This is a genomic window from Brevundimonas sp. GW821-FHT12C05 (assembly GCF_058807475.1).
Genome location: NZ_JBXAQS010000002.1, coordinates 308,553 through 326,991, shown reverse-complemented (window position 1 = coordinate 326,991; position 18,439 = coordinate 308,553). Strand labels below are relative to the sequence as shown.

18 protein-coding genes are annotated in these 18,439 nt (G+C 68.6%); 8 read left to right on the top strand and 10 right to left on the bottom strand.

Annotated features, from left to right (window positions below; all coding sequences use genetic code 11):
• The first annotated feature begins 89 nt into the window (after nt 1–89).
• Complete coding sequence (locus AC1RRF_RS10915; protein WP_492834462.1) at nt 90–1,568, top strand: globin-coupled sensor protein; 1,479 nt, start codon at nt 90–92, stop codon at nt 1,566–1,568.
• 24 nt (nt 1,569–1,592) lie between these two features.
• Here AC1RRF_RS10915 and ahcY read toward each other — a convergent pair whose 3' ends face one another.
• A complete protein-coding gene (gene ahcY, locus AC1RRF_RS10910; RefSeq protein ID WP_492834461.1) occupies nt 1,593–2,984 on the bottom strand; it encodes an adenosylhomocysteinase in 1,392 nt (463 codons plus the stop codon).
• A gap of 162 nt (nt 2,985–3,146) precedes the next feature.
• On the opposite strand from ahcY, the gene AC1RRF_RS10905 reads away from it, so the two are divergent.
• The gene (locus tag AC1RRF_RS10905) at nt 3,147–4,481 is read left to right on the top strand and encodes a metal-dependent hydrolase family protein (protein ID WP_492834460.1); all 1,335 of its coding nucleotides are present in this window, start codon (nt 3,147–3,149) and stop codon (nt 4,479–4,481) included.
• A 43-nt stretch (nt 4,482–4,524) separates the two neighbouring features.
• Nucleotides 4,525–5,520, top strand: a complete 996-nt coding sequence (gene bioB, locus AC1RRF_RS10900) for a biotin synthase BioB (RefSeq protein WP_492834459.1) — start codon at nt 4,525–4,527, stop codon at nt 5,518–5,520.
• 56 nt (nt 5,521–5,576) lie between these two features.
• Here bioB and AC1RRF_RS10895 read toward each other — a convergent pair whose 3' ends face one another.
• Nucleotides 5,577–5,975, bottom strand: coding sequence for a hypothetical protein (locus AC1RRF_RS10895; protein ID WP_492834458.1), 399 nt, complete (start codon nt 5,973–5,975; stop codon nt 5,577–5,579).
• A 286-nt stretch (nt 5,976–6,261) separates the two neighbouring features.
• On the opposite strand from AC1RRF_RS10895, the gene dnaK reads away from it, so the two are divergent.
• The 4 genes from dnaK (at nt 6,262) to AC1RRF_RS10875 (ending at nt 10,536) form a co-directional block, all read left to right on the top strand.
• Nucleotides 6,262–8,172 (top strand): molecular chaperone DnaK, encoded by a 1,911-nt coding sequence (dnaK, locus tag AC1RRF_RS10890; protein WP_492834457.1) that lies wholly within the window; start codon nt 6,262–6,264, stop codon nt 8,170–8,172.
• A 168-nt stretch (nt 8,173–8,340) separates the two neighbouring features.
• Entirely contained in the window at nt 8,341–9,528 is a 1,188-nt protein-coding gene (dnaJ, locus tag AC1RRF_RS10885; RefSeq protein ID WP_492834456.1) for a molecular chaperone DnaJ, read from the top strand.
• 28 nt (nt 9,529–9,556) lie between these two features.
• On the top strand, nt 9,557–10,306 hold the full coding sequence (gene dapB, locus AC1RRF_RS10880; protein ID WP_492834455.1) for a 4-hydroxy-tetrahydrodipicolinate reductase: 750 nt from the start codon (nt 9,557–9,559) through the stop codon (nt 10,304–10,306).
• A 23-nt stretch (nt 10,307–10,329) separates the two neighbouring features.
• Complete coding sequence (locus tag AC1RRF_RS10875) at nt 10,330–10,536, top strand: hypothetical protein (protein WP_492834454.1); 207 nt, start codon at nt 10,330–10,332, stop codon at nt 10,534–10,536.
• A gap of 9 nt (nt 10,537–10,545) precedes the next feature.
• Here AC1RRF_RS10875 and AC1RRF_RS10870 read toward each other — a convergent pair whose 3' ends face one another.
• The 3 genes from AC1RRF_RS10870 to coaBC form a co-directional block, all read right to left on the bottom strand.
• Nucleotides 10,546–10,911 carry a hypothetical protein gene (locus tag AC1RRF_RS10870; RefSeq protein WP_492834453.1) on the bottom strand — a complete coding sequence of 122 codons (366 nt, stop codon included), beginning with the start codon at nt 10,909–10,911 and terminating at the stop codon, nt 10,546–10,548.
• Between the two features lie 83 nt (nt 10,912–10,994).
• On the bottom strand, nt 10,995–11,444 hold the full coding sequence (gene dut, locus AC1RRF_RS10865; RefSeq protein WP_492834452.1) for a dUTP diphosphatase: 450 nt from the start codon (nt 11,442–11,444) through the stop codon (nt 10,995–10,997).
• A gap of 14 nt (nt 11,445–11,458) precedes the next feature.
• On the bottom strand, nt 11,459–12,685 hold the full coding sequence (coaBC, locus tag AC1RRF_RS10860) for a bifunctional phosphopantothenoylcysteine decarboxylase/phosphopantothenate--cysteine ligase CoaBC (protein ID WP_492834451.1): 1,227 nt from the start codon (nt 12,683–12,685) through the stop codon (nt 11,459–11,461).
• Nucleotides 12,686–12,820: 135 nt separating this feature from the next.
• Here coaBC and AC1RRF_RS10855 point away from each other — a divergent pair, with 135 nt between their 5' ends.
• The gene (locus AC1RRF_RS10855) at nt 12,821–13,345 is read left to right on the top strand and encodes an S-type pyocin family protein (protein WP_492834450.1); all 525 of its coding nucleotides are present in this window, start codon (nt 12,821–12,823) and stop codon (nt 13,343–13,345) included.
• 15 nt (nt 13,346–13,360) lie between these two features.
• Here AC1RRF_RS10855 and AC1RRF_RS10850 read toward each other — a convergent pair whose 3' ends face one another.
• From AC1RRF_RS10850 to miaB, 5 genes are all read right to left on the bottom strand, one after another.
• The gene (locus AC1RRF_RS10850; RefSeq protein ID WP_492834449.1) at nt 13,361–13,741 is read right to left on the bottom strand and encodes a helix-turn-helix domain-containing protein; all 381 of its coding nucleotides are present in this window, start codon (nt 13,739–13,741) and stop codon (nt 13,361–13,363) included.
• A 215-nt stretch (nt 13,742–13,956) separates the two neighbouring features.
• Complete coding sequence (gene lnt, locus AC1RRF_RS10845) at nt 13,957–15,570, bottom strand: apolipoprotein N-acyltransferase (RefSeq protein WP_492834448.1); 1,614 nt, start codon at nt 15,568–15,570, stop codon at nt 13,957–13,959.
• Nucleotides 15,545–16,006, bottom strand: a complete 462-nt coding sequence (gene ybeY, locus AC1RRF_RS10840; RefSeq protein WP_492834447.1) for an rRNA maturation RNase YbeY — start codon at nt 16,004–16,006, stop codon at nt 15,545–15,547. The genes lnt and ybeY overlap by 26 nt, the downstream gene beginning before the upstream one ends.
• Nucleotides 16,003–16,992, bottom strand: coding sequence for a PhoH family protein (locus AC1RRF_RS10835; RefSeq protein ID WP_492834446.1), 990 nt, complete (start codon nt 16,990–16,992; stop codon nt 16,003–16,005). The genes ybeY and AC1RRF_RS10835 overlap by 4 nt, the downstream gene beginning before the upstream one ends.
• Nucleotides 16,992–18,422, bottom strand: a complete 1,431-nt coding sequence (gene miaB, locus AC1RRF_RS10830; RefSeq protein ID WP_492834445.1) for a tRNA (N6-isopentenyl adenosine(37)-C2)-methylthiotransferase MiaB — start codon at nt 18,420–18,422, stop codon at nt 16,992–16,994. The genes AC1RRF_RS10835 and miaB overlap by 1 nt, the downstream gene beginning before the upstream one ends.
• Between the last annotated feature and the right edge of the window lie 17 nt (nt 18,423–18,439).

Here is an 18,439-nt window from a genome sequence, read left to right as displayed (position 1 = left end):
CACTGCGTAGCCCTGTCTTAAGACCCTAATACCCCCACAAGGCACAGGGACTTCCCGCTCATCAACAGGCGAGAGGGAGACGCGCCGTCATGGCGAACGAGGACATCGAGCGGCGCATGGCCTTCATGAACCTGGGCGAGCCGTCGCCCGGTTACCAGGCGATGGGCCCGATCCTGCGCGATGCGGTTCCTCAAGCCCTCGGCGCCTTCTACGACCGGGTCCGCGCCTTCCCGGAGACCCGCGCCTTCTTCCGCGACGAAGCCCACATCGGCGCCGCCAGCCTGGCGCAGCAGCGTCACTGGGACGCCCTGATCGACGGGCGGGCGGACGCCCACTATGCGCGCTCGGTTCGCGCCATCGGCCAGGTGCACGCCCGCATCGGCCTGGAGCCGCGCTGGTACATCGGCGGCTACAGCACCCTTCTGGCCCATCTGACCCAGGCCGTCGTCTCCCGGCCCCGGCCGCGCTGGGCCAGCCGGAAGGCCCATGACCGGACCACGGCCGAGGCGGTCGGCGAGCTGACCCGCCGGGTGATGCTGGACATGGATCTGGCCATCTCGATCTATCTCGAGATTCTGCAGGTCGAGCGCGATCAGGCGCAGGCGGTGCAGGCCGCGGCGGACGCGCGCCAGTCGCTGGTGGTGCGCCGCCTGGGCGACGCCCTGCACGCCCTGGCCGAGAACGACCTGTCGGTGTCGCTGGGCGGGGCCTTCCCCGAAGAATACCAGGCGCTGCACACGGACTTCCAGGCCGCCACCGGCGCCTTGCGGGTCGCCGTCGGATCGATGGCCGACAGCGTCGGCAGCCTGAATGCGGGGGCCGGCGAACTGGCCAGCGCGGCCGAGGACCTGGCGGTCCGCACCGAACGGCAGGCCGCCAGCCTGGAACGGACCGTCGCCGAGGCGGACGCCATCGCCCTGGCCGTGGCCAGCACCGCCGACGGCGCGCGGCAGACCGCCCAGGCCCTGGTCTCGGCCCGGGCCGATATCGAGGAAGGCGGCGACGTCGCCGGCCAGACCGTGGCCGCCATTCACGCCATCGCGGAGTCCTCGGGCGAGATCGGCCGCTTCACCAGCCTGATCGACGAGATCGCCTTCCAGACCAACCTTCTGGCCCTGAACGCCGGGGTCGAGGCCGCGCGCGCGGGCGAGGCTGGACGCGGTTTCGCGGTGGTGGCGTCCGAGGTCCGGGCCCTGGCCCAGCGCTCGTCGGCGGCATCGGGTGAAATCCGGCAGCTGATCGCCACCTCCTCGGCCCAGGTCGCGCGCGGCGTCGAACTGACCGCCCGGACCGGCGAGGCGCTGGAACGGATCCGTTCGCGGGTCCTGTCGATCGACGCCCTGGCCGGCGGCATCGCCGAGGCGGCGCGCGAGCAGGCCGACGGCCTGGCCCGCGTGCGCCGGACGATGGGCGAGATGGACGACATCACCGAGCAGAACGCCGCCATGACCGAACAGGCGACCGCGGCGGCGCGTCAGTTGGCGCAGGAAGCCCAGACCCTGAGCCGGCAGGTCGCCGGCTTCAGGCTGGAGCGGGACGAGGCCCCGCATCTGCGGCTGGCCGGCTGATCCGCCGGCCAGGCCGCCTTCGCATCAGTAGCGGTAGTGGTCCGGCTTGAACGGGCCCTGCTGCGGCACGCCGATGTAGTCGGCCTGCTCGGTCTTCAGGGTCGTCAGCTTGGCGCCCAGCTTGGCCAGGTGGAGGAAGGCGACCTTCTCATCCAGGTGCTTGGGCAGGGTGTAGACCTTGTTCTCGTACCTGGCCGCGTTGGTCCACAGCTCGATCTGGGCCAGGGTCTGGTTGGTGAAGGACGCCGACATCACGAACGAGGGATGGCCCGTGGCGTTGCCCAGGTTCACCAGGCGGCCTTCCGACAGCAGGATGATCTTCTTGCCGTCCGGGAACTCGATGTGGTGGACCTGCGGCTTGATCTCGTCCCACTTGAAGTTCTTCAGGCCGGCGACCTGAATCTCGCTGTCGAAGTGGCCGATGTTGCAGACGATGGCGTTGTTCTTCATCGCCCGCATGTTCTCGACGGTGATGACGTCCTTGTTGCCGGTGGCGGTGACGAAGATGTCGGCGTCGGCCGCCGCGTCCTCGAGGGTCACGACCTCATAGCCTTCCATGGCGGCCTGCAGCGCGCAGATCGGGTCGACCTCGGTGACCTTCACGCGGGCGCCGCCCTGGCGCAGCGAGGCGGCCGAGCCCTTGCCCACGTCGCCGTAGCCGCAGACCACGGCGACCTTGCCCGACAGCATGACGTCGGTGCCGCGACGGATCGCGTCGACCAGGCTTTCGCGGCAGCCGTACAGGTTGTCGAACTTGGACTTGGTGACGCTGTCGTTGACGTTGATGGCGGGGAACGGCAGCTCGCCCTTTTCAGCCATCTGATACAGGCGGTGGACGCCCGTGGTGGTCTCTTCCGACACGCCGCCGATGGCGTCGCGGATGGCTGAGTAGAAGCCGGGCTTCTCGGCGATGTAGCGCTTCATGACGGAGAAGAGGGCTTCTTCTTCCTCGTTCTGCGGGTTCGACAGGACCGAGATGTCCTTCTCGGCCTTGGGGCCGAGCACACACAGCAGGGTGGCGTCGCCGCCGTCGTCCAGGATCAGGTTCGGATAGCCGCCGTCGGCCCATTCGAAGATCTTGTGGGCGTAGTCCCAGTACTCGACCAGGGTCTCGCCCTTGGTGGCGAAGACCGGCGTGCCCGAGGCGGCGATGGCGGCGGCGGCGTGGTCCTGGGTCGAGAAGATGTTGCACGAGGCCCAGCGCACTTCGGCGCCCAGGGCTTCCAGCGTCTGGATCAGGACCGCCGTCTGGATGGTCATGTGCAGGCTGCCGGCGATGCGGGCGCCCTTCAGCGGCTTGTCCTTGCCGAACTCGGAGCGCAGCGCCATCAGGCCCGGCATCTCGGTTTCGGCGATGGCGATTTCCTTGTTGCCGTAGTCGGCAAGCGAGATGTCGCGAACGATATAGTCGGTCATGGGGGGTCTGTTCCGGTCGGATGTTCGCGCGGGCCTATAGCCCGAAGCCGTCGATCCGGCAAGAAACCCATAAAGATATCCTTATGTGTTTGAGCGTCGGGACCGCTGGCGAGGGGCGCCGATCTGCGCTCTAGTGCCCGCCTGTTCATTGGGGGATCGGGCATGAACCGTCTTGCTGCGGGCGTTCTGGGTGTCGCCGCTTCGGCGCTGGTCGCCGGGGCGACATGGGCGCAGGAGGCGGCGCCGGCGACCGAGGGTCCGGTGACGCTGATCCAGGCCGGCCGCCTGCTGGATCGTCCCGGCCGGACGCCGCGCGGCCCCTCGACCCTGGTGGTTCGTGACGGGCGGATCGTCGAGATCCGCGACGGCTTCGTCGATGCCTCGGCCTTCCCCGGCGCCGTCGTCATCGACCAGCGCGGGCGCTTCGTCCTGCCGGGCCTGATCGACAGCCATGTGCACCTGGTCTCGGACCTCGGCGGCCAGGCGGGCTTCCTCTCGGGCGTGACCGAGAACCTGCCCGTCCACGCCTACCGGGCGGCGGAGAACGCCGAGAAGACCCTGATGGCCGGCTTCACCACCGTGCGGAACCTCGGGGACGAGGGCGGGGTCACCCTGGCGTTGTCGGACGAGACGGCGGCTCACCGGCTTCCGGGACCCCGCATCGTGGACGCCGGGAACAGCATCTCGACCACCTCGGGCCACATGGACGGGCGGCTGGGCTTCAATGACGACTTCCGGGAAACCATCCCGCACGAGAACGTCTGCAACGGCGTCGAAAGCTGCCGGGAGGCGGTGCGCATCCAGGTCGGGCGCGGCGCGGACGTGATCAAGATCGCGACCACCGGCGGCGTGAACAGCCGGATCGGCGCCGGGGTCGGGGCGCAGATGTTCGATGACGAGGCGCGCGCCCTGATCGAGACGGCGCACCTGTACGGCCTGAAGGTCGCGGTGCACGCCCACGGCGCCGACGGGATCAACATGGCGCTGCGTCTGGGAGCGGACTCGATCGAGCACGGCACGATCTTCGACGACGAGACGATCCGGCTGTTCCGCGAAAGCGGCGCCTACTATGTGCCGACCCTGTCGACCGTGAACGGATACATCGCGCGGCTGGCCGCCGATCCCAACGCCTATCCGCCCGAGGTCCTGCCGAAGATCCGCTGGCGTATCGAGATCACCGGCCAGTCGCTCCGGCGCGCCGTCCCGGCGGGCGTGCGCATCGCCTTCGGAACCGACGCGGGCGTGTCCAAGCATGGCCGCAACGCCGATGAGTTCGCCCTGATGGTGCAGAACGGCATGACGCCGATGACGGCGATCGAGGCGGCGACGGTGAACGCCGCCGACCTGCTGGGCCTGTCCGCCGAGATCGGGACCCTGGAGCCGGGCAAGCGCGCCGACCTGATCGCGGTCGACGGCGACCCCCTGACCGACGTGACCGTGCTGACCGATGTGGACTTCGTCATGCGGGACGGCCGGGTCTACCGCAGCGAGGACTGAACACGGCTTGGCGGGCGCCTCGGGCGGGGCTAGGAACCCGTCCATGACCCGTGACCTCTCCACCCCCCGCCAGGACTGGACGCTTGAAGAGGTGGAGGCGCTGTTCGCCCGCCCGTTCATGGAGCTGGTCTATGACGCCGCCACGGTGCACCGGACCTGGTTCGACCCGTCGGAAGTGCAAAAGAGCCAGCTGCTGTCGATCAAGACCGGCGGCTGCGCCGAGAACTGCGGCTACTGCTCGCAATCGGCCAGCTTCAAGACCGGGCTGAAGGCCGAGAAGCTGATGGAGACCTCCACCGTGCTGGCCGAGGCCATGGCGGCCAAGGCGGGCGGGGCCTCGCGCTTCTGCATGGGCGCGGCCTGGCGCGAGCTGAAGGACCGCGACACGCCGAAGCTGGCGGCCATGATCTCGGGCGTGAAGGCGCTGGGGCTGGAGACCTGCGCGACCCTGGGCATGCTGACCGCCGATCAGGCCCGGCAGCTGAAGGCCGCGGGTCTGGATTACTATAACCACAACCTCGACACCGGACCGGAGTACTACGCCGATGTCGTGACCACGCGGACCTATCAGGACCGGCTGGACACCCTGGAGCATGTGCGGGACGCGGGCATGTCGACCTGCTGCGGCGGGATCGTGGGCATGGGCGAGGCGCGGCGCGACCGGGCGGGTCTGCTGCATGCGCTGGCGACCCTGCCGGTCCATCCCGACAGTCTGCCGGTCAATGCGCTGGTGCCGGTCACCGGCACCCCGTTGGGCGATCGGGTGAAGAAGGAGGGCGAGATCGATCCGATCGAATTCGTCCGCACCGTCGCCGTGGCCCGCATCGTCTGCCCCAAGGCCATGGTGCGCCTGTCGGCGGGTCGCGAGACGATGAGCCCGGAAATGCAGGCCTTGTGCTTCCTGGCCGGCGCCAACTCCATCTTCGTGGGCGGCAAGCTGCTGACCACGCCCAACCCCGAGCAGGACGAGGACGCGCGCCTGTTCGCCCTGTTGGACCTGCGCCCCCTGGAGCCGGCCGCGGCCGAAGCCGCCGCCTGAAACGCGAACCGCCTCCCGCGAAGGGGAGGCGGCAAATCAGCTAACTGATTGAAAAATCAGCGCGTGTAGTAATAGTCGGCGATCTCGCAGACGTTGATACGCATGCGCGTCAGCTCCTGCCCGTTGGTGAAGCGCGCCTTGAAATCGTACAGGCAGGCCCCCGAGCCGTCGTCGATGTTCATGGTGACGCTGGCGCCGTTGGCCAGAACGCCCGAGCCCAGCATGTCTTCTTCCCAGTCATCGACGCGCGAGTCCGAGGCGTAGAAATGGGTCATGGTCCAGCCGGTCTGGTTGTGGATGCGGACCCGGCGGTTCTGGCCGTCGCGCGACTGGACCAGGATGGTGGCGGCCGGTTCGGCGGCGAGACGCGGCTCGCCGGCCGTGGCGGCCGAAACCGTTCCGAGAGCCGCCGCGAGCAAGGCCGCGCTGGCGATGATGTGGATGGCCTTCTTCATGTCTTCCTCCCCGAGCCGCCTTCCGGCTCTCCTATAACGCTGTAATGCACCCTCTTTTCGCGCTTGTCGCCTGACGGGGCCTGACGACTGAATCGTCTAAAGGTCTTGCAGGCGGGGGGGTGTTTCCCATATCGGCGTCAGTCCCTGGAAAACCCCGCAAAGCGTGGGGCTTTCCGCCCGTAACCGTACAAATCGAACCAACCCTGAAATCGGGGGCAGTCACGCGCGGCGCTTCGCTTTAAAAGGCCGCCGCACCGCCCGCTGAGATGGAGTGAAAGACTTAAGCATGGCCAAGATCATCGGCATCGACCTGGGGACCACGAATTCGTGCGTCGCCGTCATGGACGGCAAGAACCCCAAGGTCATCGAGAACGCGGAAGGCAACCGCACCACCCCGTCCGTCGTGGCGATCCAGGACAGCGGCGAGGTCCTCGTCGGCCAGCCCGCGAAGCGCCAGGCGGTGACCAACCCGACCAACACCTTCTTCGCCATCAAGCGCCTGATCGGCCGCTCGTTCACGGATCCCGTGGTGGCGAAAGACAAGGACATGGTGCCCTACGAGATCGTCAAGGGCCCGACCGGCGACGCCTGGGTGAAGGCCCACGGCAAGGATTATTCGCCCCAGCAGGTCTCGGCCTACACCCTGGGCAAGATGAAGGAGGCTGCGGAGGCCTATCTGGGCGAGACCGTCACCCAGGCCGTCATCACCGTTCCCGCCTATTTCAACGACGCCCAGCGTCAGGCGACCAAGGACGCCGGCAAGATCGCCGGTCTGGAAGTCCTGCGCATCATCAACGAGCCCACCGCGGCCGCTCTCGCCTATGGCCTGGACAAGAACGACGGCCAGAAGATCGCCGTCTATGACCTGGGCGGCGGCACCTTCGACGTCTCGATCCTGGAGATCGGCGACGGCGTGTTCGAAGTGAAGTCGACCAATGGCGACACCTTCCTCGGTGGTGAAGACTTCGACCTGCGTCTGGTCGACTACCTGGCCGACGAGTTCAAGAAGGAACAGGGCGTCGATCTGCGGACCGACAAGCTGGCCCTGCAGCGCCTGAAGGAAGAGGCCGAAAAGGCCAAGAAGGAGCTGAGCTCCACGACCCAGTACGAGGTCAATCTGCCGTTCATCACCATGAACGCCTCGGGCCCGCTGCACCTGAACATCAAGCTGTCGCGCGCCAAGCTGGAAGCCCTGGTCGAAGACCTGGTCGCCCGCACGATCGAGCCCTGCGCCAAGGCGCTGAAGGACGCGGGCCTGAAGGCCTCGGACATCGATGAGGTGGTGCTGGTCGGCGGCATGACCCGCATGCCCAAGGTGCAGGAGGCCGTGAAGGCCTTCTTCGGCAAGGAGCCGCACAAGGGCGTGAACCCCGATGAAGTCGTGGCGCTGGGCGCCGCGGTTCAGGCCGGCGTGCTGCAGGGCGACGTCAAGGACGTGCTGCTGCTGGACGTGACCCCGCTGACCCTGGGCATCGAGACCCTGGGCGGCGTCTTCACCCCGCTGATCGAACGCAACACGACGATCCCGACCAAGAAGAGCCAGACCTTCTCGACCGCCGACGACAACCAGTCGGCCGTGACGATCCGGGTCTTCCAGGGCGAGCGTCCGATGGCCGCCGACAACAAGGTGCTGGGTCAGTTCGACCTGATGGGCATTCCGCCCGCGCCGCGCGGCATGCCGCAGATCGAGGTCGCCTTCGACATCGACGCCAACGGCATCGTGCACGTCACCGCCAAGGACAAGGCGACCAACAAGGAACAGTCGATCCGCATCCAGGCCAACGGCGGCCTGTCGGACGCGGACATCGACAAGATGGTCAAGGAAGCCGAAGCCAACGCCGCGGCCGACAAGGCCCGCAAGGAGCTGGTCGAAGCGGTCAACGGCGCCGACAGCCTGATCCACTCGACCGAGAAGGCGATGTCGGAACACGGCGACAAGATCGACGCCGACGGCAAGGCCGCCATCGAAGCCGCGCTGGCGGACCTGAAGGCCGCCAAGGACAGCTCCGATCCGGAAGCCATCCGTGAGAAGACCAACACCCTGGCCCAGGCCTCGATGAAGCTGGGCGAGGCCATGTACGCGGCTCAGAACGCCGCGGCCGCCGAAGAGGGCGAAGCCGAGAAGCCCGCCGACGACGGCGTGGTCGACGCGGAGTTCGAGGAAGTCTCGGATTCCGACGACAAGAAGAGCGCCTAGGACACACCGGGCGCATAAATCGGGCCCCCGCTTGCATCCGCAGGCGGGGGCTCCTTTCATGAAACTTGCATCACAGGATCGGGCGCCCATGTCAGCCCGGTCACCGCTTCGCTCGAGACGCCGAAAACAGGCGTAGGGCGGGGGCGAGAGTAAGAGGACGAACGCCGGATGGCGCGAGACTATTACGAGGTTCTGGGGGTCGAGCGGACGATCGACGCGCCCGGTCTGAAGGCGGCGTATCGCAAGCTGGCGATGCAGCATCACCCTGACCGCAACGGCGGTTCGGAAGACTCCATGGCGATGTTCAAGGAGATTTCCGAGGCCTACACCGTCCTGTCCGACGATCAGAAGCGCGCGGCCTACGACCGGTTCGGCCATGCGGGCGTGAACGGCGGCGGCGGCAATCCCTTCGGCGCCGGCGGCGGCCAGGGCTTCCACGACATCAACGACATCTTCTCCCAGGTCTTCGGCGACGCGTTCGGAGACGCCTTCGGCGGCCGCCAGGGCGGCGGACGGCAGGGCGGACCGCGCCGCGGCTCGGACCTGCGCTATGACCTCGAGATCACGCTGGAGCAGGCCTACAAGGGCTCCGACGTCGAGATCGCGGTGCCGACGACGGCCACCTGCGAAACCTGCGAGGGCTCGGGCGCCAAGGCGGGCACCAAGCCGACCACCTGCTCCACCTGCCAGGGCGCGGGCCGTGTCCGGTCCGCCAACGGCTTCTTCCAGGTCGAGCGCACCTGCCCCCGCTGCGGCGGCAACGGCCAGATGATCGCTGAACCCTGCACGACCTGTCATGGGCATGGTCAGGTGCGCAAGAACCGCAAACTGCAGCTGAAGGTCCCGGCCGGGGTCGACGACGGCTCGCGCATCCGCCTGTCGGGCGAGGGCGACGCCGGCCAGCGCGGCGGACCGCGCGGCGACCTGTACGTCTTCCTGTCGGTGACGCCGCACGAGCTGTTCGAGCGCGACAATCTGGACCTGCTGGTCACCGTGCCGGTGCCGATGACCACCGCCGCCCTCGGGGGCGAGGTCGATGCGCCCTGCCTGGTCTCCGACGCCTGCGACGGCCGCTGCCGCGCCGCCGTGGACGTTCCCGCCGGCTCGCAGACCGGCAAGACCGTGCGCATCAAGGGCAAGGGCATGCCCCACCTGAACGGCCGCCAGCGCGGCGATCTGGTGGTCGAGCTGTTCGTCGAGACCCCGACCGACCTGACCCCGCGCCAGAAAGAGCTTCTGGAAGAGCTGTCGGCCTCGCTGGGCGAGACCCAGACGCCGCGCAACTCGTCCTTCGCGGGCAAGGCCAAGCGCTTCTGGGCCGACATCCTTGGCGAGACCAAGGAAACGGCCCAATAGGGACGAACGTCACCGCGAGGGGTCTGATTTGAGCGCCATTTTCCACGCCGGTATTTCGGGCGCCCGAGGGCGTATGGGCCGGGCCGTCTCGGCCGTTCTGGACGCCCGTGACGACGTGGTGGTCGCCGCCCGCTTCGACCGGGGCGAAACGCCCGACCTGTCGCTGTGCGACGTGATCATCGACTTCTCGACCCCCGACGCCTCGGTGGAACTGGCCCAGACCTGCGCCGCAGGCGGCGGCCCGGCCCTGGTGATCGGCTCGACCGGCCTGTCGCCCGAGCAGGACGCTGAAATTCTCAAGGCCGCCGAGACGGTGGCCATCGTGCGCAGCGGCAATTTCTCGCTGGGGGTCAACATCCTGATCGGACTGGTCGAGCACGCCGCCCTGCGGCTGGACGCGCGCGACTGGGATATCGAGATCACCGAGGCCCATCACCGCCGCAAGGTGGATGCGCCGTCGGGCACCGCCCTGATGCTGGGCGAGGCCGCCGCCAGTGGCCGCAACGAAGATCTGGACGCCGTCCGCGCCGCGCCGTGGGACGGTATCACCGGCCCGCGCGAGAGCGGCAAGATCGGCTTCTCCTCGATCCGCGCCGGCGGGATCATCGGCGACCACACCGTCCTGTTCGCCTCGGACGACGAGGTCCTGACCCTCAGCCACTCGGCCATCGACCGCTCGCTGTTCGCGCGCGGCGCGGTGGCTGCGGCCGCCTGGGTCCGGAACCGCAAGCCGGGGCTTTACGACATGCAGGACGTGCTTGGGTTCAGGCAGGCGTAACCAGAACCGTCAGGACGCACGCCATGGAAATCTCGGGCTGGGCCTACGCGATCGCGACGGTCGTCCTGCTGGGACTATTTGCTCTCGTGGCTCTCAACAGGCGGCCGGCGCTTCTTCCGCGAGGCGGGCGAACAGCTCTGGTTCTCGAACTGTCCGCCTACGGCCTGGCTGCGTTCGCCGCCATCTGCCTCGGCCTGCGCATCTGGTTGCAGCCGCTGATGGCGCTTTAACCCGCGCGATCAGTGCGCGTGCCTGGCCTTCCGGTGGCCGCCGCCGGTGACCAGCGACTTGATGAAGAAGAAGACGGCGATGACGATCGCATAGCCCAGGAACAGGGCCAGCACCGTCATCCAGAAGCCGAGCGTCAGCAGCGGCGGCAGAACGAGGGGCGCGCCGTCCAGCGCCGGGCGCACGACACCGATCAGGATGTGCACGAAGGCCGCGCCGAGCGCCGTGGCCCACAGGCGGCTCCAGGCGGGCATCAACAAGGCCGCGATCACGGCGATCAGCAGGCCCATGACCTGATTGACGCCGTCGAACCCGCCCTGGGCCAGGCCGAACAGGCCGGACAGGAAAGCGGTGATTGAATCGATCAGGGATTCCATACCGGTCGTCTCCATCTGCATACGGCCAAGCCTGACCGCTTCGCAGGGTTAACGCCGGTCTCGCGGAATCGCTCCCGCCAGGCTTAACGGCCCGTCGAGCCGAACCCGCCCGCGCCGCGCGCGGTCTCATCCAGCGTTTCGACCTCGACCATCTGGGCCTGTTCATGCCGGGCGATAACAAGCTGGGCGATGCGCTCGCCGCGCTGGATGACGAAGGCCTCCTGCCCGTGATTGATCAGGATGACCCCGACTTCGCCGCGGTAGTCGCTGTCGACCGTGCCGGGCGAGTTCAGGCAGGTGATCCCATGTTTGAGCGCCAGACCCGAGCGGGGCCGCACCTGGGCTTCGTAACCGGGCTCCAGCGCGATCTTCAGACCGGTCTTGACCAGCGCGCGGGCGCCCGGCGCCAGTGTCAGCGGCTCGCCCTCGGGCACCGCCGCGCGCAGATCCATGCCGGCCGAGCCCGTGGTCTCATAGGCCGGAAGCGGCAGGCCTTCGGCGTGCGGAAGGCGTTCGACGCGAACGGTCGTCATGGGGGCTGTCTCTCTCAGGCCTTGAATTGATCGGCGATGCGGGCGGCGAGCTTCCTCGCCACCTCGGTCTTGGACTGGCGCGGCCAGCTTTCAGCGGCGCCGTCCCGGGTGAACAGGGTGACGGCGTTGCCGTCGGCCCCGAAGACGTCGTCGGACACATCATTGCCGACGATCCAGTCGCAGCCCTTTCTCGACAGCTTGGCCCGGGCGTTGGCCTCCAGATCCGTGGTCTCGGCGGCGAAGCCGATGACCAGCGTGGGGCGCGCCTTGCCCGGCTTGGACACGCCGGCGAGGATGTCGGGGTTCTCGATCAGGGCCAGCGACGGCGGACCGCCGGGGGCCTTCTTGATCTTGCCCGAGGCGACGCCGTCGACGCGCCAGTCGGCGACCGCCGCGCTCATCACCGCGATGTCGGCGGGAAGCCTCTGCTGCACCGCCGCCTGCATTTCTCGCGCGGTCTCGACCCAGACACGCTCGACGCCCACGGGGGCCTCCAACGCCACGGGTCCGGACACCAGGGTGACCTGGGCGCCCAGCTCGGACAGGGCCTGGGCGATCGCATAGCCCTGCTTGCCGCTGGACCGGTTGGTGAGGCCGCGCACGGGGTCGATAGGCTCGAAGGTGGGGCCGGCGGTGACCACCGCCGTGCGCCCCGCCAGGGGCCGTCCGTCGGGACCGGCCAGCAGGCCCTGGATGGCCGACAGGATGGCCGCCGGCTCCGCCATGCGGCCGGGGCCGAACTCGCCGCAGGCCATCTCGCCCTCGTCTGGGCCGACCACCGCCACGCCGTGGAAGCCGTCGAACCCCTTGAGCCGCTCCACATTGGCCTGCACCGCCGGGTGCAGCCACATGCGCACGTTCATGGCCGGGGCCAGCAGCACCTTCTTGTCGGTGGCCAGAAGCGTGGTCGAGGCCAGGTCGTCGGCCAGGCCGTTGGCCGCCTTGGCGATCAGGCCCGCCGTGGCGGGGGCCACGACCACCAGATCGGCCCAGCGCGACAGCTCGATATGGCCCATGGCCGTCTCGTCCTCGGGCATGAAGAGAGCCTGCCGCACCGGATGGCCGGTCAGGGCCGCCAGCGACATGGGGGTGACGAACTCGGCGCCCGCGGCGGTGAGCACGCTCATCACCTCGGCCCCGGACTTCTTGAGCAGGCGCGTCAGCTCCAGCGCCTTGTAGGCGGCGATGCCGCCGCCGACGATCAGCAGGACCTTGCGTCCGGACAGCGATGTCGTGGTCATGCCGTTGATCTAACGACGCGACCCGCCCCCGTCGAGTGACGGTTCCGAGTGACGCTTCGACGAAACGGAACATTGCATGAACTGTTAACCTATGGTTAGGCTTCCGCTTGATGATTTTCAACGTGGGAGGGTGCGATGAGGAGATCAGCGACAATCGCGGCCGTCGGCGCCGTGATGCTGGGGCTGGCGGCCTGTGGGGACGGAGGCTCGGCGGTCGAGACGCGGGACCGGGCGGCAGAGGGCGCGCAGGCCGTGCTGACCTCGGCCGCGGGTGCGCCCGCGGAGGCGGCGGAAGCAGCGCCGGCGAAGGCGAAGCCGGCGCTGACCGCCAACCGGCAGGAGACCGTGGACGCCAAGATCGCGCGGCTGTTCGAGCGCAACGGGGCGGACTTCGGGGCGCGGACAGCGGAGGACTATCTGGCCAGGGTCCAGGCCTTCACCACCCGGCCGCCGGCGGACGCCGAGCGGGTGGAGCGGCCGAACGGCGACGTGCTGCTGTACCAGGCCTCGACCAACACCTTCGCGGTGGTGTCGCGCGACGGGGTCGCCAAGACCATGTTCAAGCCGCGCGACGGCGCCGCCTATTGGGCCGAGCAGAAGGCGCGCGCGCCGACCTTCGGTCAGCGGCGTGCGTCAGGAAATGAAGGCGGCGGTGGTTGAAGCCGAAGAGGACCTTTAGTCCTCGTCCGTTTCCTTGCGGTCGGCCATGTCGCGGATCAGTTCGAGCGCCAGCTTCTGCTGACGGGTCGACAGCTGCGGCGACAGGCGGCCGATTTCGATGGTGTAGCGCGTGGCCGGGAAGTCATGCTCGAAGGCGGTCTCGCCCTCTGCCATACCCGCCAGCTGGGCGCCGGTCAGACCTTCGAAGAAATAGCCGATGTCCACCTTGAAGAAACGGGCGATGTCCCAGAGCTTCGACGCGGAGATGCGGTTGGCGCCCTTCTCGTACTTCTGGATCTGCTGGAAAGTCAGACCCAGGGCACGACCGAGATCGCTCTGATTATAGCCGAGGGCCAGCCTCTTCTCGCAGACTCGCCGGCCAACATGCCGGTCCACGGGATGAGGACCATCCTCGCCCTTGCCTCTCGCCATCGTGACACGCCCTTCAAGTCGCCCATTCAGCTAAGCCTGAATGCGCCGCCCGCAGGCCTCTGTCATCAAAAAATGCACAATTCAGGGCGCATCCCGGAGCTTCTGCGCCACGAATTCGCCCCCTTTCCCGCCCAGCGCGAATCCCGTCATCCGGGCATCGACCGAGAAGGGAATCCGTCTTACGGAACAACGGTCTTGGAACGAATCACCCGACGCCACGGCGCCGCGACAAGAAGGCTCGCCGCGACCGCCAGCCAGAACAGCAGGTCGCCGATCCGGCCATAGAGGGTCACTCCGGTCGGCTGCGGCAGGCGGGCGTCGATGACGCCGCTTTCGCCGGGATCCAGCCGCTGGCCGTCGACCACCCGGCCCCAGGGATCGATCATCGCCGAGGTGCCCGTCGGCGTCGCCCGGACCACCGGCAATCCGGTTTCGATGGCGCGATAACTGGCCAGGTTCAGATGCTGCAGCGGGCCGGAGGTGCGGCCGAACCAGGCGTCGTTGGAGATGTTGACGATCCAGCCCGGACGCCCCGCCGAACCGGGAGTGAAGCCGGGATAGAGGCTCTCGTAGCAGATCAGCGGCTGGGCGCGCGGCGCGCCGGGGATGTCGATGGGCGCGGGGCGCGGACCGGGGCTGAAGTCTAGCGGCATATGGGTCAGGGCGCGCACGCCCAGCGCGCCCATCAGCCCGCCCGCCGGCAGGAACTCGCCAAAGGGCACCAGCCGGTATTTGTCATAGACCGTCGCGATGCGCAGGCCCTCGCCGCCCTCGTCGTTGAGAACGAACAGGCTGTTGAAGTAGCGCCCCCCCTCCGGAACCGAAGGATCGGCGACGCCCCGGCCCAGGCCGATGATCAGGCTCTGTCCCGGCTGGACCGCGCGGGCGATGGCGACCGCGTCCGGCGAGCCCGGGGCGAAGACCTCATTGGCCGTGGCCGGCAGGGCGCCCTCGGGCCAGATGATCAGATCGGGCGTGGCCGCACCGGGGCGGGCGGTCAGGTTCACATAGCGGTCGATGATCCCCTGATAGGCCTCGGGGGTCCATTTGGACGCCTGGGGCACGTCCGCCTGAACGATACGCACCAGGGTGGGGGTCAACTCCAGCCGCGCCGACGACAGCCGTATCGCACCCGAGACCACCAGGACGGCCAGGGCCAGGGCGCCGAGGGCGGCGGTGGTGATGCGGGCCTTGCGCGCGCCCTCGCCGAGCAGGGGACCGAAGGCCGCCGAGGCCGCGACGGTGACGAAGCCGAGCCCATAGACGCCGGCGATCGAGGCGAACTGGGACGCCGCCGAGCCGGCCTTCCAGCTGGCGCCGGCTGGGTTCCACGGGAAGCCGGTCAGCACATGGCCGCGCAGCCATTCCAGCAGGCAGAACAGGGCGGCGAAGAACAGGACCCGCTTCATCCCCGAGGGCAGGAAGCGGCGGTACAGGGCCGTGGCCGTCCCCCAGAACAGGCCCAGGCCGGCCGGCAGGGCCGAGGCGGCGAAGGGCGCCATCCACGCCTGCGCCGGATTGACCAGGAAGGCCTCGGCCACCCACCAGCAGCTGATGAAGAAATAGGCGAAGCCGGCCAGCCACCCCATCCAGAAGGCGCCGCGCACGGTCATGGACCGCTCCGCCAGGAACATGAGCAGGGCGTAGCCCAGCAGGCCGGGCAGGACGCCGAAGGGGGGATGGGCCAGGGCCGCCGCCGCGCCCGCGGCCAGCGCCAGGCCGATCCGGCCGAAGCGAAGGATCAGCCGCGCGCGCGGGCTGTCGGTTTCAGGCGTCGCCGCGAGAATGCTCATCCGCCGTGTATGGGTCGGCCACGCCCAGGCTGGCAAGGATGGATCGCTCCTCGTCCTCCATCGCGTCGGCTTCGGCGTCGTCCTCATGGTCCCGGCCCAGCAGGTGCAGGACGCCGTGGACGGTCAGGTGCGACAGATGGTCGGACAGGGTCTTGCCTTGCGCCCTCGCCTCCTCCGCGCAGACGCCGAAGGCCAGGGTCAGGTCGCCCAGATGCGGAAAGGCGCTTTCCGCCGCCGGGAAGGACAGGACGTTGGTCGGCCGGTCGCGGTCGCGGAAACGCGCGTTGATGTCGCGCACCGTTTCGTCGTCGGTCAGCAGGACGACGATGTCGCCTTCGACCGTCCCGAGCGCGGCGGTCGCCGCGCGGGCGACCACGGCCTCGACGTCCGGCAGGGCGGCGGGCCAGGCTTCATCCTCGATCTCGACCTCGATCACCGGCGCGGCTCTTCCAGATCAGGAGACGGGACCGCCGAGTCGGCGTCATAGGCGCGCACGATCCGCTCGACCATGGCGTGGCGCACCACGTCCTGGGCCTCGAACTTCAGCATGCCCACGCCCTGCACCCCCTCGAGGATGCGCAACGCATGCGACAGCCCGGAGTCGCGGCGATTCAACAGGTCGATCTGCGACGGGTCGCCGGTGACCACCATCCGGGCCCCCTCCCCCAGCCGGGTCAGGACCATCTTCATCTGAAGACGGGTCAGGTTCTGCGCCTCGTCCACGATGATGAAAGCGTGGGCCAGGGTGCGGCCGCGCATGAAGGCGATGGGGGCGGCTTCGATCTCGCCCTTGTCGCGACGACGGCGCACGTCGTCGGCGCCCAGAATGTCGTTCAGCGCTTCCCAGATGGGCGCCAGATAGGGGTCGACCTTCTCGTTCAGGTCGCCGGGCAGGAAGCCCAGCTTCTCGCCCGCCTCGACCGCCGGGCGGGTGATGACCAGCCGGTCCACCTGTCCGCGGCGCAGCAGGGAGGCGCCGTAGGCGGCGGCGAGGAAGGTCTTGCCCGTCCCCGCCGGACCGACGCCGAACGTCAGTTCGCAGCGCGACAGCAGTTCCAGATAACGGGCCTGGGCCGCCGTCTTGGGCGCGATGGCGCCGCGACGGCCGACCGGCAGGGCCACGGCGTCCGGCGCGACCGAGCCCTGCCCGGCGCGCGGCTGGGCCACCGCGGCGCCCAGGGCGGTGCGGACATCGGCTTCGGTGATCTCGGCGCCCGTGTCGGCGCGGTCGGCCAGGACCTCGATGACCCGCTTGGCCTGGGCCCGGTCACGGGCGGACCCATTGATGGAGACGCCCCCGCCGGGGGTTTCGACCAGAACCTTGAAGCGGTCCTCGATCAGGGCCAGGTGGCGACTGTTCGGCCCGATGACGGCGCGCAGGGCGACGTCGTCCAACGCCAGGAACTCGGACTCTCGCGCCATCAAGCGGCTTTCTTTGGGTCGCCAACGCTCGCGCCGCTGGCGCTCGCTGCTTGAGCGACGGGGGTGTTCAGGAGGCGGCCGCTGAGGGATTTCAGGCCGCCGGATTCGATCGCCACCGGAACGATCTGGCCGATCAGCTGATCCGCGACGCCGTCGACATAGACCGGCTGCAGCCAGGGCGAACGGCCGGTCACATGGCCGTCGAACTTGCCGGGACGCTCGAACAGGACCGGAATGGTCATCCCCACGCGGGAGACATTGAACGCCGTCTGCTGTTCGAACAGCAGCGCCTGCAGCGCCTGCAGCCGCTCCCGTGACACCGCCTCGGGAACCTGGGCCGCCATGGTCGAGGCGGGGGTGCCGGGACGGGGCGAGTACATGAAGGAGAAGGCGGAGGCGTATGTCACACGTCGGACCAGATCCATGGTGTCCTCGAAATCCCGGTCGCTTTCGCCCGGGAAGCCGACGATGAAGTCGCCCGACATAGCCATGTCGGGCCGCGCCTCGCGGATGCGTTCGATCAGATCGAAATACTTCTGACGCCCGTGCTTGCGGTTCATCAGGCGCAGGATGCGGTCCGAACCCGACTGCACCGGCAGGTGCAGCCACGGCATCAGGACATCGAGCTGACGGTGCGCCTCGATCAGGTCGTCCGACATGTCGTTGGGGTGGCTGGTCGTATAGCGGATGCGGTCCAGCCCGGGGATCTCGGCCAGCAGCCAGGCCAGCCGCGCCAAGGTGGACGGCTTTCCGTCCGGCCCCTCGCCGTCGTAGGCGTTGACGTTCTGACCCAGCAAGGTGACTTCACGAACGCCCTTGGCCGCCAGTTCGCGGGCCTCGGCCAGGATGGCTGTCACCGGGCGGGACCATTCGGCGCCGCGCGTGTAGGGCACAACACAGAAGGTGCAGAATTTGTCGCAACCCTCCTGCACGGTCAGGAAGGCGGTGAAGCCCTCGACCCCGCGCTCGGTCGGCAGGGCGTCGAACTTTTCATCAGGGGCGAAGTCGGCGCCGATACGCTCGCCGCGCGCCCGGGCGGTGCGGGTCAGCAGTTCGGGCAGCTGGTGATAGGCCTGCGGACCGACGACCAGATCGACCGCCGGCTGGCGCTTCATGATCTCCTCGCCCTCGGCCTGGGCGACGCAGCCGGCGACCGCGATGGTCATGGCGCCGTTCTTCGCCTCCTTCAGCTCGCGCATCTTGCCGAGCTCGGAATAGACCTTCTCGGCCGCCTTCTCGCGGATGTGGCAGGTGTTCAGGATGACGAAGTCGGCGTCCTCGGCGGTGTCGGTCGACGCATAGCCGAGCGGGCGCAGCACATCGGCCATGCGCTCCGAGTCATAGACATTCATCTGGCAGCCGTAGGTCTTGATGAACAGGCGCTTGGGCGCGGCCTGCTTCCCCGACGGCGGGACGAGGGTTTCGGTCATGAAGACATTTTAGGGCG